The sequence below is a fragment of the Pseudomonas sp. AN3A02 genome (assembly GCF_011765255.1).
Taxonomy (GTDB): Bacteria; Pseudomonadota; Gammaproteobacteria; order Pseudomonadales; family Pseudomonadaceae; genus Aquipseudomonas.
In genome coordinates, this window is sequence record NZ_JAARNI010000001.1 from 816,117 (window position 1) to 832,882 (window position 16,766).

Genomic DNA, 16,766 nt, shown 5'->3' on the forward strand with positions numbered 1-16,766 from the left:
CACGAAGTGGGCGAATTCGCCCACAGGGTCTTAAGAAATTTCCCGCCGAAACGGCGGCAAAGCATTCAGGATAGCTTTCCCGTAGCGCTGGGTAACCAGACGCCGGTCAAGCAAAGTGATGGTGCCGCGATCTTCTTCGGTACGCAGCAGGCGCCCGCAGGCCTGGACCAGCTTCAAGGAGGCGTCCGGCACCGAGATTTCCATGAACGGATTTCCGCCCCGGGCCTCGATCCATTCGGCCAGCGCAGCCTCCACCGGATCATCCGGCACCGAGAACGGGATCTTGGCGATCACCACGTGCTCGCAGTAGGCGCCGGGCAAATCCACACCCTCGGCGAAACTCGCCAGGCCGAACAGCACGCTGGAATCGCCGCCATCCACCCGCGCCTTGTGCTTGTTCAGGGTTTCCTGCTTTGACAGGTTGCCCTGGATAAACACCTGCTTGCGCCATTCACGGTCGAGGCCGTCGAACACGTCCTGCATCTGTTTGCGGGACGAGAACAGCACCAGCGTGCCCCGTGAACCTTCCACCAACGACGGCAGGTCACGAATGATCGCCGCCGTATGGGCCGGCACATCCCGTGGGTCGGCCTTGAGGTCCGGCACCCGCAACACACCGGCGTCGGCGTGATGGAACGGGCTCGGCACCACGGCGGTGACGGCCTTTTTCGGCAAGCCGGCGCGCATGCGGAAGCGGTCGAAGGTGCCCAGGGCCGTCAGCGTAGCCGAGGTGACCAAGGTGCCGTAGGCCACATTCCACAGGTTACGTCGGAGCATTTCTGCGGCCAGGATCGGGCTGGCATTGACCTCGATATCAAACAACGCACCGCTTTCCGACAAGGTCAGCCAACGGGCCATAGGCGGGTTGTCTTCCGGGTCTTCGACGGTAAACGCGGTCCACAACTCCCAGTTGCCCTGGGCGCGGGACAGCAGGCTACCAAACAGCGGGTACCATTCTTCGGCCTGGTTGCTGGCGATGCCGATGTTGACCTCGCCATCCATGCCTTCCTTGAGCAAATCGGTGAGGCGGGTGAACAAGTCGGTCAGGCGTGAAAAGCCCTTCTTCAGCTCGATGCCCATTTCCCGCATGTGCTCGGGGATCAGCCCGCCGACGAAGCGATGGCGCGGCCGTTCACGGCCTTCCACGTCTTCGCCGGGCTTGAAGTCTGCCACCTGCTCGCAGGCGCTGAACATGAATTGCTGCTGGGTCTTGATCTCCCGCGCCAGCTCCGGGACTTGCTCGATCAGTTTGCCCAGGTCGCCGGGCAGCGGATGCTGGGCGAGCAACTTGGTGAGGTTCTTGGCGGTGGTTTCCAGCCAGTCGGCGGTGGAACGCAGGCGCGTGTAGTGGGCAAAGTGGCCGATGGCCTTGTCGGGCAGGTGATGGCCTTCGTCGAACACGTAGAGCGTGTCACGCGGGTCGGGCAATACGGCGCCGCCGCCCAGGGCCAGGTCGGCGAGGACCATGTCATGGTTGGTGACAATAACGTCGACCTTGCCCATGCCTTCGCGGGCCTTGTAGAAGGCGCACTGGCCGAAGTTGGGGCAATGACGGTTGGTGCACTGGCTGTGGTCGGTGGTCAGGCGCGCCCAGTCGGCGTCCTCCAGGGCATTCGGCCAGCTGTCGCGATCGCCATCCCATTTATTGCCGGCGAGTTTCTCGATCATGCTGGTAAACAGCTTCTGACTGACTTCATCGACTTCGATCTTGAAGCCTTCTTCTTCGAACAGCGAGGCCGTAGCGGTTTGCGCGTGGCCTTCCTGCAACAATACGTCGAGCTTGGACAGGCACATGTAGCGCCCACGGCCTTTGGCCAGGGCGAAGGTGAAATTCAGGCCGCTGTTGCGCATCAGGTCGGGCAGGTCTTTGTAGACAATCTGCTCTTGCAGGGCGACGGTGGCGGTGGCAATCACCAAGCGCTTGCCGGCGGCCTTGGCGGTGGGAATCGCCGCAATGCAATAGGCCACGGTTTTGCCGGTACCCGTACCGGCTTCGACGGCGACCACTGCCGGGTCGCCACTGCGCCGGCCTTCGTCGTCGGTGTCGATATCCCCGAGGACCTTGGCAACTTCGGCGATCATCAGGCGCTGGCCGTACCGCGGTTTCAAGCTCTTGGCTTCGAGAAAACGCGAGTAGGCGCCCTGGATCGTGGTTTTGAGTTCAGTGCTGATCATGGATAGTCGGGCGCAAAAAACGCTGGATAAATTTTCAGTGGTTCGGATCGGCCGCTATCATACCCCGCTAATTAATCCCGCGCAGAACGGAGTACCCCAATGACCGTGTTTAGCCTTGCTTATACCCTGCATGTACTGGCCGCCCTGATATGGGTCGGCGGTATGTTTTTCGCCTGGATGATCCTGCGCCCCGCCGCCATGGCTGCGCTGGACGGGCCTGCCCGGCTGAAACTCTGGGTAAATGTGTTTCAACGTTTTTTTGTGTGGGTGTGGGTCGCGGTGCTGGTCTTGCCGATCAGCGGTGTCGGCCTGCTGCAACTGCGCTTCAGCGGGTTTGAGACCGCGCCGCGTTATGTGCAGGTCATGATGGGGTTGTATGTGGTGATGACCGCGCTGTTTATCCGGATCCAGGCACTGAAGTTGCCGGAGCTGCGCACGGCGGTGGCGGCTGAGGATTGGCCGGCCGGGGCTGCGGCGTTGGGGCAGATTCGTAAATTGGTGGGGATTAACTTGATTGTGGGGTTGGTGCTGGTGGCGATTGCTTCGGCACGGCCGATGTTCTGAGGCGCCGTATTTCCTGTGGCTAGGGAGCTTGCTGTGGCGAGGGAGCTTGCTCCCGCTGGAGTGCGCAGCGCTCCCGTTTTTTTGGGGCCGCTACGCAGCCCAGCGGGAGCAAGCTCCCTCGCCACAGGTAAAGCGTTAAAGCCTTTGGACGGTCACAGCACCCGCAGGCCCCGCTGGACCCGGCTGCCCTTCCAACCCGGCCCGACCTTTCTCGCCACCGTCCGCGCGGTACACCAGGCAACCCTTGGACTGCCCGCCTTTACCCGGTTTGCCCGCCGTGCCTGCCAAACCGCCGGCACCGCCGTCCACCCAGACTTTGATCTTCTCGGCGGGGAAGTCCTGCGGCAACTCCACACGAACCTGCGCCCCCGACGCGCCCGGCAGACCGTCGCCGCCGTTATCGCCATTGGAACCGCGACCGGCCGAGCCCCAGGTGCAGCCCGGGTCTTCGCCGTTGGCACCGTCCAGCCCGGCATAACCCTGGGCACCTGCACCACCGCGGGCATCCACCGACAGTTCATCAGCCGTCAGCGAGTTAATCCGCAAGACCAAATCACGCCCCGCCTTGGCCGGACGTTCATGGGTACCGGGAGCACCGCGCGAGGTGATCTGGCTGCCATGCTCCAGCTGCGCCTGGCGCACCTGCAATTGCAGGGCGGTGCTGCCGGGCACGATGGCGATGCGCGCGTCGCGACCCAGGTGCAATTCGTCCACCGTCACCTGGGTGATATTGGCGGGAATCAGCAAGGTGCCGTAATCCGCTACATCCAGTCGCTCCAACTGCAAAACGCCGCTGCTGTTGGGCAGGCGCATCAACGAGTTGGTCTCCACGCTGACGCTCTGGGCCAGGGCAATGGGGCTGACCAGCAGGGCCAACAGAAAAACCTTACGCATGATTGGCCTCCTTGTTTACATCATTAGTCGGTGTCGGCGTCGAAAAGCTCTGCACATGGAACATACCCACCAGCAGGATCTGCAAGCGGTCACGCCAGGGATGGGCACGGGTTTTCACACTGCCGTTGAATAACAGCAGTTCCAGAATATGGGTCAACAACAATAAGCTGCCGGCCAGATTGACCAACACGTGGAACGGATTGATCAGCGGCGTGAACAGATTGACCACCACCACGACCCAGAACAGCAACGTCAAAAACTTCCCCAGCCCCCAAAACACCTTCATCCCGCACGCTCCCCTTGCACATTATTCTTTGGGCGCACAGTAACGACTTCTACAGGCGTTGTGCCAGTGAAGGATTAAAAAATTGATGAAGGGGCCCCTGTGGATCCCACAGGGGCCGTGAGGGTTGGTCAGCGGTTGATCTGAATTTCCACGCGGCGGTTTAGCGCGCGGCCGTCAGCGGTTTTGTTATCGGCCACCGGATGGCTTTCGCCGGCGCCGGTCACCGAGACAAAGCTGCTGCGCGGTATTCCGGAACTGACCAGGTAGTCGGTTACCGAATGAGCGCGTCGTTCAGAGAGTTTCTGGTTGTAGGCATCTTTACCGACGCTGTCGGTATGCCCGCTGACGCGCAGTTGCGCACTTGGGGCTTCTTGTTTCAGGCGGGTAACAATGGTGTCGAGTTTGGTTTTGTCCGCGGCCGTCAGCCTGGCGGAGTCGAACTCGAAGTGCACGTCACGAATCACGATGGTTTCTTCCTTGACCACCACCACCTCTTCTTGAACCACCGCTACCGGCACCGGAGGGCAGCCATTGGCGTCGACCTGCACGCCTTTTGGCGTGCCAGGGCACTTGTCGCGGCTGTCCGGCACGCCGTCGCCGTCTTCATCACCATCGCCATGCACCCAGCAATAGGCGCCGGCCATGCCGCCGATCAACAACGCGCCGTAGCCTGCATAGGAAGAGCTTTGGGTTGCACCAATAGCAGCGCCGGTCACGCCGCCGACCGCGGCGCAGGTGGGCCAGTCGGTTTTTTGCAAGCCTGCGCAACCTGTCAATACTCCGGTTAGCAGAACCAAGGGTAGAGCTGTCCGCATGATGCTCATCTGACTTTCTCCTGAGGGGATCGGCGGGGGCCGACGAGTGGAGTAAAGACGGCTCTTTTCATCTGCGCCAGCGTGCCACACCCCAGTATTCATTGGGCCGGGCGGTTTATTCTCGCCGCCCGCTCTAGGCCCGCACGCTCAGGCAGGCTAGTCTCTACGGTCCTGATGTGAGGATCTTCGATGACTGCCGGTATTTCTTCCCGTACACCCCAGCAAGCGCTCGCCGCGCTGCTTGATCTTCACGCGCCCAAACGCCTGCTGTTATTGGGCGCCAGCCAGTTCCCGGCGCTGGACGCTTTTAAACAAGCACACCCGGATACCGTGGTGTCCTTCGCCGAGCCCGGCCCCTTGCCCGCCGAGCTTGCGGCCCAGCGTTTTGACCTGGCGCTGGTGGTCGATTGCCTGGAGCACCTGTCAAAACCTGCGGGCCTGACCCTGCTGGGGGGCATTCGCAACCTCAATGCCAGCCGCATTGCGGTGCTGGTGGACCTGGCCGCCTGCCACTGGAAAGACACCGACTTTTTCTCCCTGGCCCTGCAAGCCAGCGAACGCTTCCAGCGCGACGATCAGGTTTTGACGCTGTTTACCTATGATCTGCTTGACTATAAACAGGTGCCGGATTGGCTGAACGCCCGCTTCTGGGCCAACCCGCAAAACTTTGGAAAGTATTGGTGGTAACCCGATGAGTACATCCATTTGCCCCTGCGGCAGTGGCAACCTGCTGGATGCCTGCTGCGGTCATTATCACGCCGGCCACCCGGCCCCCTGCGCCGAAGCGTTGATGCGTTCGCGCTACAGCGCCTACGTGCTGGGCCTGGTGGACTACCTGGTGGCAACCACCGTGCCTGCGCAACAAGCCGGGCTGGACACGGCCGCCATCGGCGCCTGGAGCGCCCAAAGCACCTGGCTGGGCCTTGCGGTGGAAAGCTCCGAGGTGTTTGGCGGCCAGCCGGAACATGCCTTCGTGACCTTTACCGCCCGCTGGCATGACAGCACTGGCGAACACAGCCACCGGGAGCGTTCCTCTTTCGTACAGAACAATGAGCACTGGTACTTTATCGACCCGACAGTGGACGTTAAGGCTGGGCGCAATGACGCCTGCTTATGCGGCAGCGGGCAAAAATTCAAGAAGTGCTGTGCCAGCTACCTCTGACATTCATTGATACCCGGCAGGCTCTCGCTTGCTATGCTGACTCTTCACATGGAGTAACGGCATGGTTTCTCAGGCACGGGTATTCAGGACTTACAGCCTTCTGCTGGCATTGATGCTAGGGCTCTCCGGCTGCGCGTCGTGGTTCGCCGACGACGCGCCCGCCCCCGAGGTGCGGCTGGTCAAGGTCGACCCCGTGCGAGTCAAGTTGCTGGAGCAGAAGTTCAAGCTGTATTTCCGTGTGGATAACCGCGATGACAACGACCTGACCGTGCGCGGCCTGGTTTACAAGGTCAGCCTCGGCACGATGGTGCTGACCGAAGGCGAGTCCAACGAGTGGCTGACCGTACCGCCCCACAGCCACGCTTTTTTCCGGGTATCGGTGCGCACTAATCTGTGGCCACAAATCCGCGATGTGGTCGATATGCTGAAAAACCCGCGCGACCCCGTGCCCTATCGCCTTGAAGGCGAGTTGAAAACCGGTTTATTTATCGGGAACGACGTGCAGGTGATGCGCAATGGCGAGATAATCCCCGGCGATTTTATTCCGGAGCGACATCGATGACTCAGCAACCCCATGTCCATGGCCCTGACTGCAACCACGATCACGATCACCATGATCACGACCACGGCCATGTCCACGGCCCGAACTGCGGCCACGCTCACCAGGAGCCGGTGCGCAATACTTTGAAGGACGTGGGTCGTAACGATCCTTGCCCGTGCGGCAGCGAGAAGAAGTTCAAGAAGTGCCACGGGGCTTGAGTTAAGAAACCAGATTCTCGAAACACTGCACATCCAAATGTGGGAGCGGGCTTGCTCGCGAAAGCGCAGTGTCAGTCAACCTATCTGTTACTGATACACCGCTTTCGCGAGCAAGCCCGCTCCCACATTTAGCCTGCACTTCAAGGCTGGGATTTGCGCTGAAACTGCAACACCACCTCCAATCCCCCGCGTTCCCGATTGCTCAAGCTCAACCGCCCGTCATGGGCACTGGCAATCGTATGCGCGATGCTTAACCCAAGCCCGTACCCGCCGGTTTCCACATTACGTGAGCCTTCCACCCGGTAAAACGGCTCCATCACCTGTTCCAGCTGTTCTTGGGGAATCCCCGGCCCACGGTCGCTGATGACGATCTTCAAGCTGTCCGCCCTGTCCTCAACCCGCACCACCACTTCGCTGCCATACCGCACCGCGTTCTCCAGCAGGTTCTGCACGCACCGCTTGAGACTGCGGGCATACCCCGGCAGTGGCTGCTTGGCCCGCCCTTCTATCGTGACCGTCTCACCCACATCCTGCAGATCCGCCTGCAAGCTCTGCAGCAAGGCGTTGATGTCGATGTTCTGGCGCTTCTCGTTGATTTCGCCGCTGCTGACAAAATCCAGTGTGCTGGAAACCATGTGCTCCATTTCTTCCAGGTCGCTGCGAAAACGCTCCTTGGTGCGGTTGTCGTCGAGCATTTCCGTACGTAACCGCAGGCGTGTGATGGGTGACCGCAGGTCGTGGGAAATCGCCGCAAGGAAGCGCGTACGTTCGGCGATATTGGCGATCAGCCGCTGTTGCATGGCGTTGAACGCCTGGGCGGCGCGGCGTACTTCGGTGGGCCCATCGACGGCCAGCGGCGGCCGTTGAATGTCCCGGCCCAACGCTTCGGCAGCCTTGGCCAGGGCATTGAGTGGGCGAATGGCTAAACGAACCGCCACCAAGGCAATGATCACCAGCACCAGCACCCGCAGCAGATAAATGCGCATCACGTAGTCGAACAACAGGTCCATCGGCGAGGTACTGGTCCAGCCCTGCTCCTCGGTGGCCTGCACCTGCAGCCAGCGCCCGTCCGGCAAACGCAGGTCAATCAGGAACTGCCCCACCACTGGCTTGGAACCGAGCAAGGTCGACAGCCCGGCGTGTTGGCCCTCGGCATCCAGCAACTTGAGACTCAACAGATGCAGGGTCTGCGTGTAGCCGGTTTTCTCCGACAGCACTGTATTCAGCAAGCGCTCGGTGGCCTGGTCGCTGTCGCTGATGCTGCTTGTCACCTCACTGGCGTGATCACTCAGGGTCAGGTGAAAGCGCGGCGTATCGAGCAGCTTGATCAGCCCATCAGCCTGCGCCGGATCGCTGTGCACCAGCCGTACCACGTCCGCCAGCCGCGTGGCGATCAGCCGACTGGGGATTTCCAGGACCTGGCCGTGGCGCATGTCGTACCAGATGCTGCTGGTCAGGGCCTGGGCCGCGAGCATGCCACTGACCAGAATCAGCACCAGCCGGCCAAACAGCGAACGCGGCAGCAGTTTCACGATTGCAGTGCCACGTCGTCGGCGGTGAGCATGTAGCCCTCGTTGCGCACGGTCTTGATCAACCCGGCCGGCAATTGCGAACGCAGGCGACTGACGCACACATCAATCGAGCGGTCGAACGGCGTGCTGTCTCTGTCGAACACATGGTTGAGCAAAAAGTCGCGGCTCAGCGGCCGGTTGGGATGCTGCAACAACAGGCGCAGCACGCGGTAATCGGAGTTGCCAAGGCTCACCACCACGCCTTCCGGCGAGAGCAATTGCCGCGCCCGGGTGTCCAGTTGCCAGCCGGCAAAGCTGATGCTCGGTGCTTCATCGAGCCGCGCCCGGTCTGGAAAACTCTGCACCCGGCGCAGCACCACCTTGATCCGCACCAGCAGCTCCCGTGGATCGAACGGCTTGGGCAGGTAATCATCGGCGCCGATTTCCAGGCCGACGATCCGGTCAATCAGCGTGCCCTTGGCGGTGAGCATGATCACCGGCGTGTTGGAGCTGACTCGCAGTTCGCGGCACAGGCTCAGGCCGTCTTCGCCGGGCAGCATCACGTCGAGGACGATCAGGTCGATGACATTCAGCGCGAGGCGGCGGCGCATTTCCTTGCCGTCGCCGGCAGTGGACACCTGGAAGCCGGCATCACTCAGGTAATCGCACAACAACTGGCGGATTTGCGGGTCGTCATCAACGATCAGCAGATGGTCTTGCTTGGCCATGGGGCAACTCGTCCGAAACTCAAAAGGCAGGAGATAGCCGAAACGTCAGCCAGGAGTACACGCAAATGTAATGGAATGTTGTGGGAAGCGGTAATCGCGCATACCCATTACAAAGCCACGGCGTGGCGGCCGGTATCGGTCTTTAGACTACCGAATCTAAATGAGATTAATTGTAATTTAGCCCAGGTCACTCCGAATGCCATTGTCTACTTCTCGCGCCTTGTCGCTGCCCTCTACCCTTGCGCCGATGTTCGGCCTGCTTGCCGCCGGCAGCATGACGCCTACTGCCTGGGCCGATACGCCGGTGACTGCGTCCAATGATTCGGTGCTGAGCCTGCCGGAAATCAAGATCGATGGCGAAGCCACCTCAGCCTTCAAGGTCGACCGGGTGACCTCGGCAAAAATCAGCCAGCCGCTGCTGGACGCGCCGCAAAGCGTGACCATCGTCCCCCAGCAAGTGCTCAAGGAGCAGAACGCACAAACCTTGCAGGAAGTGTTGCGCAACGTGCCGGGCATCACGTTCATGTCCGGCGAAGGCAACCTGGGCTGGGGCGACCTGTTTTCGATTCGCGGGTTTTCCTCTGAGCAAAGCCTGACCGTCGACGGCGTGCGCGATGCCGGCCAATCCACCCGTACCGACACCTTCAACCTACAACAGGCGGAAGTATTCAAGGGCACCGGTTCGATCGAATCCGGCGTTTCCGCTGTAGGCGGCAGCGTCAACCTGGTGAGCAAAGAAGCGCACCTTGGGGACGCCAACAAGCTCTCGGCCGGCATCGGCACCGACAGCTACCGCCGCCTCACCGGCGACTTCAACAAACAACTCAACGACACCACCGCCCTGCGCATCAACCTGATGAAACACTACAACCAGGTGGCCGAGCGCGACGACGTGGACTACGACCGCTGGGGCATCGCGACCTCCCTCGGCTTCGGCCTGGGCACCGACACGCGCCTGTTCATCGACACCTTCTATCAAAAGGACGACAACACCCCGGACGGCGGCGTGCCGATCCAGCGCGGCACCGATGGCGACCGCATGCCTGGCGTTAAACGCTCCAACTGGTACGGCGACTCACACCTGTACACCCAGCAGACCAAAACCACCTCGCTGACCGCGCGCTTCGAACATGACTTCGACTGGAACGAAGCGACCCTGAAAAACCAGACCAAGTGGGAGCGCACCGACAACTTCGCCGTGCTCTCGCCCGCACGTTTCTTTGCTGCCAACGCCAATGGCCAGAAAACCTGCACCGGCACGCGCTGTGCGACCTTGGGCTACACCGGCGCAGGACCGATCAGCCAGGTGCCCGGCAGCACAGTAAATGCCTACCCGGGATACGCCAACAGCGGCAACACCGCCTTCGGCATTCTGCGGGGCAGCGACTTCGGTTTGTCCAAGCGCTACACCATCCTCGACAACCAGACCGACTTCAGCTTCAAGCTCAATACCGGCGGCCTGGAGCACGCTGTTGTCAGTGGGCTTGAGTTCTATCACGAGACCTACGGCGGCCTGAAACGCAACGCCGAAGTGCCTGCGGGCGATCTGTTCTTCGACATGAATGACCCCAACCACAGCTTCGCCAGCACCACCACCGTCAAGGGCGTGGGCGACCCGCGCTCGGTCATCGACAACGCCGGTATTTACCTCGGTGACACCCTCACCCTGAACGAACAGTGGCAAGTCCTCGGTTCGCTACGCTATGACCATTGGCAAGCCGAAACCAGCCAGCGCGGCCAAGCCACCATCAGCAGCACCGACGGCGCAGTGAGCGGACGCGTCGGCGCGGTGTACAAGCCGTTGCCCAACGGCAGCATCTACGCTTCCTACAGTGAAGCGGCACAACCGTCGGCCTTGGGCGCCTCGACCAACAACCAGATCTACGGCGCAGCCAACACCAGCAACTACACCCCGGCCAAGTCGAAAACCTACGAAATCGGCACCAAGTGGGACATTGCCCACGACCTGCTGAACGTCACCGCCGCGATCTTCCGCACCGAACTGGACAACTCCTGGGAGTACCAGGACGGCGAAACCGCCCCGGTACGCGCCCTCCCCGCCAAGCGCGTAGACGGTGTGGAGCTGGGCCTGCAAGGCAATATCAACCCGCGCTGGACGGTGTACAGCGGGTTCTCGGCGCTCAAAAGCACCCAGACCAAAGGCGCCAACAAAGGTGAGGAAGCCAAGAACGTTCCCGACCTGACCGCCAACCTGTGGACCACCTACGCCGTTACCGACGACCTGAGCCTGAGCTACGGCGCGCAATACGTAGGACGCCGCCGCTACAGCGACAACAAATACGTCGGCGGTTTGAACAATAACAGCAGCTACGCCAACGGCCCGTCCGGCGTGTACGCGATCTACACCCGCGACCACGAAAAGGCCCCCGGCTACTGGCTCAACAACGTGGCCGCGCAATACAAGGTGAGCAAGCAGACCACGGTCAACCTCAACCTCAACAACGTGTTCAACAAGTTCTATTACAGCCAGATTGGCGCGTCCCTGGATGGCTTCCAGCTCTACGGCATCCCGGGCGCCGGGCGCACGCTCACCGCCAGCGTCGACTATGAGTTTTAAGCCGTGATGATTGAAATCCCGGCCCTGTTGAGTGCCGAAGAAGTCGAGGTGGCCGTTGCCACCTTGCTCGATCAACCATGGGTCGATGGCAAGGTTACCGCCGGGAAGCGGTCGGCCAGGGCGAAAAACAACCGGCAACTGGCGGAAGACGCCCCGGTCGCGATTCGCCTGGGTGAGCAGATTCTGTCGCGGCTGTCGGACAACGCGCTGTTCATGTCCGCCGCCCTGCCGAAGAAAATCTACCCGCCCCTGTTCAACCGCTACAGCGGCGGCGAAGCCTTCGACTGGCATATCGACAATGCGATTCGCGGCCTCAAGGGTGTGCGCGAACGGGTGCGCACCGACATCTCCGCCACCTTGTTCCTGGCCGACCCGGCCAGCTACGACGGCGGCGAACTGGTGATCCGCGACACCTTCGGTGAACACGCGGTGAAGCTGCCCGCCGGGCACTTGCTGATTTATCCCGGCAGCAGCCTGCACAAGATCAACCCGGTCACTCGAGGCGAACGCATCGCCAGTTTCTTCTGGATCGAAAGCCTGGTGCGCGAAGACAGCCAGCGCCAGCTGCTGCTGGACATGGACGTGGCGATTCAACGTCTCACCGCGCAACACGCCGACGACCACGCGCTGCTGCAACTGAGCGGCGCCTATCACAACCTTTTGCGGCGCTGGAGCGATGTCTGATGCGCCGCCTTCACCTGGAGTTCTCGCCATGCTGAAACCCCGCAACCTCCTCAAGCTGGGCGCGCTGTTTGCCGTGCTGATCCTTGGCCACGCCGAAACCGCCGCAGCCCATGAAGTCACCGACGTGCTGGGCCGCAAGGTCGACGTGCCGGACCACGTGCAACGCGTGGTGCTCGGCGAAGGCCGGCTGATTTCGGCCTTCGCCTTGCTGGACAAAGACACGCCATTCCAACGGATTGTCGGCTGGCAGAATGATTTGAAGCTGCTGGACGCCCACACCTACAACGCCTATGTGGCGAAATTTCCGACGGTGAAGGACATCCCGCTGATTGGTCAGGCGTCGGAACAAAGCGTCAGCGCCGAGGAAATCCTCTCGCTGAAACCGGACCTCGCCGTGTTCAGCATTTCCGGCCACGGCCCGACCGAACACAGCCCGGTGGCAGACGTGTTGGCCAAGGCAGGGATCGCGGTGTTGTTCGTCGACTTCCGCATCAACCCGGTGCAAGGCACCCACGCCAGCATGACCGCCTTGGGCCAGGCTCTCGGCCGGGAAACCCAGGCCAAGGCGTTCCTCGACTTTTATGACCAGCACATCAAGGTGATCACCGACGCCGTCGCCACCTTGCCGGCCGGCCCGCGTCCGAGCGTGTTCCTGGAATTGCTGGCCGGCGCCTGGCAGGCACCCGGCCACACCACCGGCAAGAGCGGCATGGGGGAAGTGATCAAGCTGGTGGGCGGCCGCAACATCGCCGCCGACGTAGTGCCGGGTGCGCTGGGGGACATCAGTGTCGAGTACGCGCTGAAGGCTGACCCGGATGTGTATGTGGCCACCGGCAATCACAAGCCGGGGTTGATTCTGGGTGCTGGCGTGAGCGACGAAGACGCGCGCGGCGCGTTTGACGCCGTGCTGGCCCGCCCGGAGTTTGTGAACCTTCGGGCGATTCGTGAGGGCAATTCCCACGGCTTGTGGCATGACTTCTACAACTCGCCGTACAACCTGCTGGCGATTGAAGCGCTGGCCAAGTGGGTGCATCCGGAGTTGTTCGCGAAGCTGGACCCGAAGGCGACCATGGAAGCGATGAACCAGCAGTTCCTCGGCATGCCGTTGCAGGGTGCCTACTGGATTGATGGCAAGCCCAAGTAATCCTCCTGTAGGAACACGGTAAGTGTGGGAGCGGGCTTGCTCGCGAATGCGGTGTACCCGTCAGCGAATATGTCGACTGATACACCGCATTCGCGAGCAAGTCGAATCGTCGCACCGCCGCTCCCACATTTTGATCTCCATCGTTTTCGAGATTGTGTAATCCAATGACCACTCAAACCCTCGACCTCGCCACCGCCAGCCAAGGCTATCGCCGCCTGCTGGCCCGCCGCTTCTGGCTGCTGGCCCTGCTGGGTGGCGCGCTGATTTGCGCGATCCTCGTGGACCTGGCCAGCGGCCCGTCGGGCATGGGCCTTGGCGCCTTGCTCGATGGCTTGTTGCACCCGGCCCACCTGAGCGCTACCGACCAGGTGATTATCTGGAACGTGCGCCTGCCCTACGCATTGATGGCGGTATTGGTCGGTTGCGCACTCTCGCTGGCGGGCGCCGAGATGCAGGCGATCCTCAACAACCCGTTGGCCAGTCCGTTTACCCTGGGGGTTTCCTCGGCGGCGGCGTTGGGCGCGTCCCTGGTGATTGTGTTTCCAGTGACAACGCTGTGGGTGTCGGCCAATACGGCGATTTCCATCTCGGCGTTTGTGTTTGCCGCCGCCTCGGTCTTTTTGCTGCAAGCCATGTCACGCCTGCGCGGTGCCGGAGTGGAAAGCCTGGTGCTGTTCGGGATTGCCCTGGTGTTCAGTTGCAACGCGGTGGTCGCGCTGTTGCAACTGGTCGCCACCGAGGACGTGCTGCAACAACTGGTGTTCTGGACCCTGGGCAGCGTGACCCGGGCCAACTGGGACAAGCTCGGCATCCTCGCGTTGGTGGTCGCGGTGGTCATGCCCTTCTCCTTCGCTGCTGCCCCGCGCCTGACCTTGCTGCGCATGGGGGAAGACCGCGCGCAGAGCTTTGGTGTGGACGTGAAACGCCTGCGGTTTTTCTCGTTGCTGCGCATCAGCCTGCTGTCGGCCACCGCCGTGGCGTTTGTGGGAACCATCGGATTTATCGGGCTGGTAGGTCCGCATATCGCGCGGATCCTGGTGGGTGAAGACCAACGCTTCCTGCTGCCGGCCAGCGCGCTTGTCGGTGCTTTGCTGCTGTCACTGTCGTCCATCGCCAGCAAGCTGATCATGCCCGGCGTGATCGTGCCGGTGGGCATCGTCACCGCACTGGTTGGCGTGCCGATTTTCGTGTTGCTGGTGTTCAAGCGCGGGAGGCAGTTATGAGTACGGGATTGTCGATTCAGAACGCCCACGTCAGTTATGGCCGGCGCCAGATTGTGCATGACCTGAGTTTGCCGCCCCTGGCCTACGGCAGTTTGACCGCGTTGATCGGACCGAACGGTGCGGGCAAGTCAACGTTGCTGCGAGCGGTGGCCGGGCTGGAAAAGATGCAGGGCGTTGTCAGATTGGGTGACCTGGACCTGACGAAAATGTCCGTCGGCGAGCGTGCCCGACGCGTGACCTACATGCCGCAAAACCTGCCACCGGGGTTGAGCCTGAGCGTGATGGAAAGCGTAATCGCGGCGTTGCGAGTGGCGAATGTCGATGGCATCCCGCTTTCAAGCGACACATGCATGCGCGAGGCCTTTGATGCGTTGCAGCGGATTGGTATCGCTCATCTGGCGGATCAGCTATTGAGCACGTTATCCGGCGGTCAGCGGCAACTGGTCAGCCTGGCGCAACTGATAGCGCGCCGACCACAGGTGATGCTGCTGGATGAGCCCACCAGTGCGCTGGATTTGAACTACCAGTTAAAAGTCATGGACTGCGTGCGCGGCCTGGTCCGTGAACACAACCTGATCGCCGTGGTGGTGCTGCACGACATCAACCTCGCCGCGCGTTATGCCGACCATATCGCGGTGCTGCGACAAGGCCGGTTACATGCCTGTGGCCCAGCGGACGAAGTGCTGGATGCGGCGCTGTTTGCCGAAGTCTATGGCGTGCAGGTCCGCATCGAGCGGTGTTCGCAGCAGACGTTGCAGGTGTTGGTAGATGGAGCAGTGGCTTAGCCTTCTGTGGCGAGGGAGCTTGCTCCCGTTGGGCTGCGCAGCAGCCCCAAAACCTGAGCACGCGGTCTTCAGGCGGACCTGGGTGAGGCATTTGGGAGCGCTTCGCACTGGAGCGCCAGCCCGGTCCAGCGGGAGCAAGCTCCCTCGCCACAAAGATCACTCCAGCAGTTGTCTGGAAGAGATGACGGTGGCGTACTCGCCGTGGAGGTTGCCCAACGACATGGCATGCACCGCCTCCGCCGAATGCATCTGTCCAAAGAAGTCCGCCTTGTCGAAGGTGTAGCAGGCATCTTCGATAACCCACGTCTCAAACCCCAGGTTGCCGGCACTGCGGGCCGTGGCCTCCACCGAGTTATGGGTGGCCACGCCCACCAGCACCACTTGCCGAATCCCGGATTCACGCAAACTCGCTTCCAGCCCCGTCCCACAAAACGCGTCCGGCACCCGCTTCTGGATCAGTTGCTCGTCCGCCTGGGGCACAAACGCCTCCTGAAATTCCACCCCCGCCTGCTCCGGCCAGAACACCGACTCCGGCGAATGGGACAAATGCTGCACATGAATCACCGGCCAATCTTCGCGCCGCCAATACCCCAGCAACGCCTGCATACGCTCCTCGGCGTGCGGATTGTTGCGCCGCCCCAACTTGGGATGATGAATGCCTTTTTGCTGATCAATCAAAACCAACGCTGCGCCCGCACGAATTTCCATATCGATAGACCCAAATGTTTCATTGAATTTTCGTCACCCTAACATCACCTATACCTACAGGCATTCGCTCAAGCATCACCACCCTTGGAGAGCTTCATGATCGACCTGTATTACTGGACCACCCCCAACGGTCACAAAGTGTCGTTGTTCCTGGAAGAAGCCGGTCTGCCTTACGAGGTGCACCCGATCAATATTGGTCAGGGCGAGCAGTTCAAGCCTGACTTCCTGAAAATCGCCCCCAATAACCGCATCCCGGCCATCGTCGATCAGAACCCGACCGACGGCGGCGCGCCGATTTCCCTGTTCGAATCCGGCGCAATCCTGCTGTACCTCGCGGAAAAAACCGGCAAGTTCATTCCACAGGACCTGCGCGGTCGTCAGGAAGCATTGCAGTGGCTGTTCTGGCAAATGGGCGGACTGGGACCGATGGCCGGGCAAAATCACCACTTCAGCCAGTTCGCCCCGGAGAAGATTCCCTACGCGATCAAACGCTATGTGGATGAGACCGCCCGCCTGTATGGCGTGCTGGACCGGCGCCTGGCCGACCGCAAGTTCGTGGCCGGCGAGGCGTACAGCATTGCCGACATGGCGATCTACCCGTGGATCGTTTCCCACAAGTGGCAGAGCCAGAAGCTGGAAGACTTCCCACATGTAGAACGCTGGTTCAACCACATCAAGCAACGCCCGGCGACGGTGCGTGCTTATGAGCTGGTGCAGAAGGTCAATCCGCCGAAGTCCTGAAGGTCAACG

18 protein-coding genes are annotated in these 16,766 nt (G+C 61.3%); 11 read left to right on the plus strand and 7 right to left on the minus strand.

Annotation, left to right across the window (positions count from 1 at the left end; all coding sequences use genetic code 11):
• Positions 1–30: 30 nt before the first annotated feature.
• Positions 31–2,175, minus strand: coding sequence for an ATP-dependent DNA helicase DinG (gene dinG / locus HBJ59_RS03885; protein ID WP_167662811.1), 2,145 nt, complete (start codon positions 2,173–2,175; stop codon positions 31–33).
• Between the two features lie 99 nt (positions 2,176–2,274).
• On the opposite strand from dinG, the gene HBJ59_RS03890 reads away from it, so the two are divergent.
• The gene (locus tag HBJ59_RS03890) at positions 2,275–2,739 is read left to right on the plus strand and encodes a CopD family protein (protein ID WP_076016587.1); all 465 of its coding nucleotides are present in this window, start codon (positions 2,275–2,277) and stop codon (positions 2,737–2,739) included.
• Between the two features lie 135 nt (positions 2,740–2,874).
• Here the strand turns inward: HBJ59_RS03890 and HBJ59_RS03895 are convergent, their stop codons facing one another.
• The 3 genes from HBJ59_RS03895 to HBJ59_RS03905 form a co-directional block, all read right to left on the minus strand.
• A complete protein-coding gene (locus HBJ59_RS03895) occupies positions 2,875–3,633 on the minus strand; it encodes a collagen-like triple helix repeat-containing protein (RefSeq protein ID WP_076016586.1) in 759 nt (252 codons plus the stop codon).
• Positions 3,626–3,919: a DUF1145 domain-containing protein gene (locus HBJ59_RS03900; RefSeq protein WP_076016585.1), complete on the minus strand. Its 294-nt coding sequence runs from the start codon at positions 3,917–3,919 to the stop codon at positions 3,626–3,628. Before HBJ59_RS03900 ends, HBJ59_RS03895 begins: the two co-directional genes overlap by 8 nt.
• Positions 3,920–4,047: 128 nt before the next feature.
• Entirely contained in the window at positions 4,048–4,743 is a 696-nt protein-coding gene (locus HBJ59_RS03905; RefSeq protein WP_076016584.1) for an OmpA family protein, read from the minus strand.
• Positions 4,744–4,923: 180 nt separating this feature from the next.
• Between HBJ59_RS03905 and HBJ59_RS03910 the strand changes: the two genes are divergently transcribed.
• The 4 genes from HBJ59_RS03910 (at position 4,924) to HBJ59_RS03925 (ending at position 6,655) form a co-directional block, all read left to right on the plus strand.
• The gene (locus HBJ59_RS03910; protein WP_076016583.1) at positions 4,924–5,421 is read left to right on the plus strand and encodes a DUF6231 family protein; all 498 of its coding nucleotides are present in this window, start codon (positions 4,924–4,926) and stop codon (positions 5,419–5,421) included.
• 4 nt (positions 5,422–5,425) lie between these two features.
• Complete coding sequence (locus tag HBJ59_RS03915) at positions 5,426–5,896, plus strand: YchJ family protein (protein WP_076016582.1); 471 nt, start codon at positions 5,426–5,428, stop codon at positions 5,894–5,896.
• 61 nt (positions 5,897–5,957) lie between these two features.
• Positions 5,958–6,458, plus strand: coding sequence for an LEA type 2 family protein (locus tag HBJ59_RS03920; protein ID WP_076016581.1), 501 nt, complete (start codon positions 5,958–5,960; stop codon positions 6,456–6,458).
• A complete protein-coding gene (locus tag HBJ59_RS03925; RefSeq protein WP_003213695.1) occupies positions 6,455–6,655 on the plus strand; it encodes an SEC-C metal-binding domain-containing protein in 201 nt (66 codons plus the stop codon). The genes HBJ59_RS03920 and HBJ59_RS03925 overlap by 4 nt, the downstream gene beginning before the upstream one ends.
• Positions 6,656–6,795: 140 nt before the next feature.
• Here HBJ59_RS03925 and HBJ59_RS03930 read toward each other — a convergent pair whose 3' ends face one another.
• Both HBJ59_RS03930 and HBJ59_RS03935 read right to left on the minus strand, forming a co-directional pair.
• Entirely contained in the window at positions 6,796–8,187 is a 1,392-nt protein-coding gene (locus tag HBJ59_RS03930) for an ATP-binding protein (protein WP_167662812.1), read from the minus strand.
• Entirely contained in the window at positions 8,184–8,894 is a 711-nt protein-coding gene (locus HBJ59_RS03935; protein ID WP_167662813.1) for a response regulator, read from the minus strand. The genes HBJ59_RS03930 and HBJ59_RS03935 overlap by 4 nt, the downstream gene beginning before the upstream one ends.
• Positions 8,895–9,090: 196 nt before the next feature.
• Between HBJ59_RS03935 and HBJ59_RS03940 the strand changes: the two genes are divergently transcribed.
• The 5 genes from HBJ59_RS03940 (at position 9,091) to HBJ59_RS03960 (ending at position 15,308) form a co-directional block, all read left to right on the plus strand.
• A complete protein-coding gene (locus tag HBJ59_RS03940) occupies positions 9,091–11,472 on the plus strand; it encodes a TonB-dependent siderophore receptor (protein WP_167662814.1) in 2,382 nt (793 codons plus the stop codon).
• Positions 11,473–11,475: 3 nt separating this feature from the next.
• Positions 11,476–12,156 carry a Fe2+-dependent dioxygenase gene (locus tag HBJ59_RS03945; protein WP_076016578.1) on the plus strand — a complete coding sequence of 227 codons (681 nt, stop codon included), beginning with the start codon at positions 11,476–11,478 and terminating at the stop codon, positions 12,154–12,156.
• 28 nt (positions 12,157–12,184) lie between these two features.
• Positions 12,185–13,300: an ABC transporter substrate-binding protein gene (locus HBJ59_RS03950; RefSeq protein WP_167662815.1), complete on the plus strand. Its 1,116-nt coding sequence runs from the start codon at positions 12,185–12,187 to the stop codon at positions 13,298–13,300.
• 164 nt (positions 13,301–13,464) lie between these two features.
• Entirely contained in the window at positions 13,465–14,523 is a 1,059-nt protein-coding gene (locus tag HBJ59_RS03955; protein ID WP_167662816.1) for an iron ABC transporter permease, read from the plus strand.
• Positions 14,520–15,308: an ABC transporter ATP-binding protein gene (locus tag HBJ59_RS03960; RefSeq protein ID WP_076016575.1), complete on the plus strand. Its 789-nt coding sequence runs from the start codon at positions 14,520–14,522 to the stop codon at positions 15,306–15,308. Before HBJ59_RS03955 ends, HBJ59_RS03960 begins: the two co-directional genes overlap by 4 nt.
• A gap of 156 nt (positions 15,309–15,464) precedes the next feature.
• On the opposite strand, the gene HBJ59_RS03965 is transcribed toward HBJ59_RS03960, so the two are convergent.
• Positions 15,465–16,016 (minus strand): cysteine hydrolase family protein, encoded by a 552-nt coding sequence (locus HBJ59_RS03965; RefSeq protein WP_167662817.1) that lies wholly within the window; start codon positions 16,014–16,016, stop codon positions 15,465–15,467.
• A 96-nt stretch (positions 16,017–16,112) separates the two neighbouring features.
• Between HBJ59_RS03965 and HBJ59_RS03970 the strand changes: the two genes are divergently transcribed.
• Positions 16,113–16,757, plus strand: coding sequence for a glutathione binding-like protein (locus tag HBJ59_RS03970; protein WP_167662818.1), 645 nt, complete (start codon positions 16,113–16,115; stop codon positions 16,755–16,757).
• The last annotated feature ends 9 nt before the right edge of the window (positions 16,758–16,766 follow it).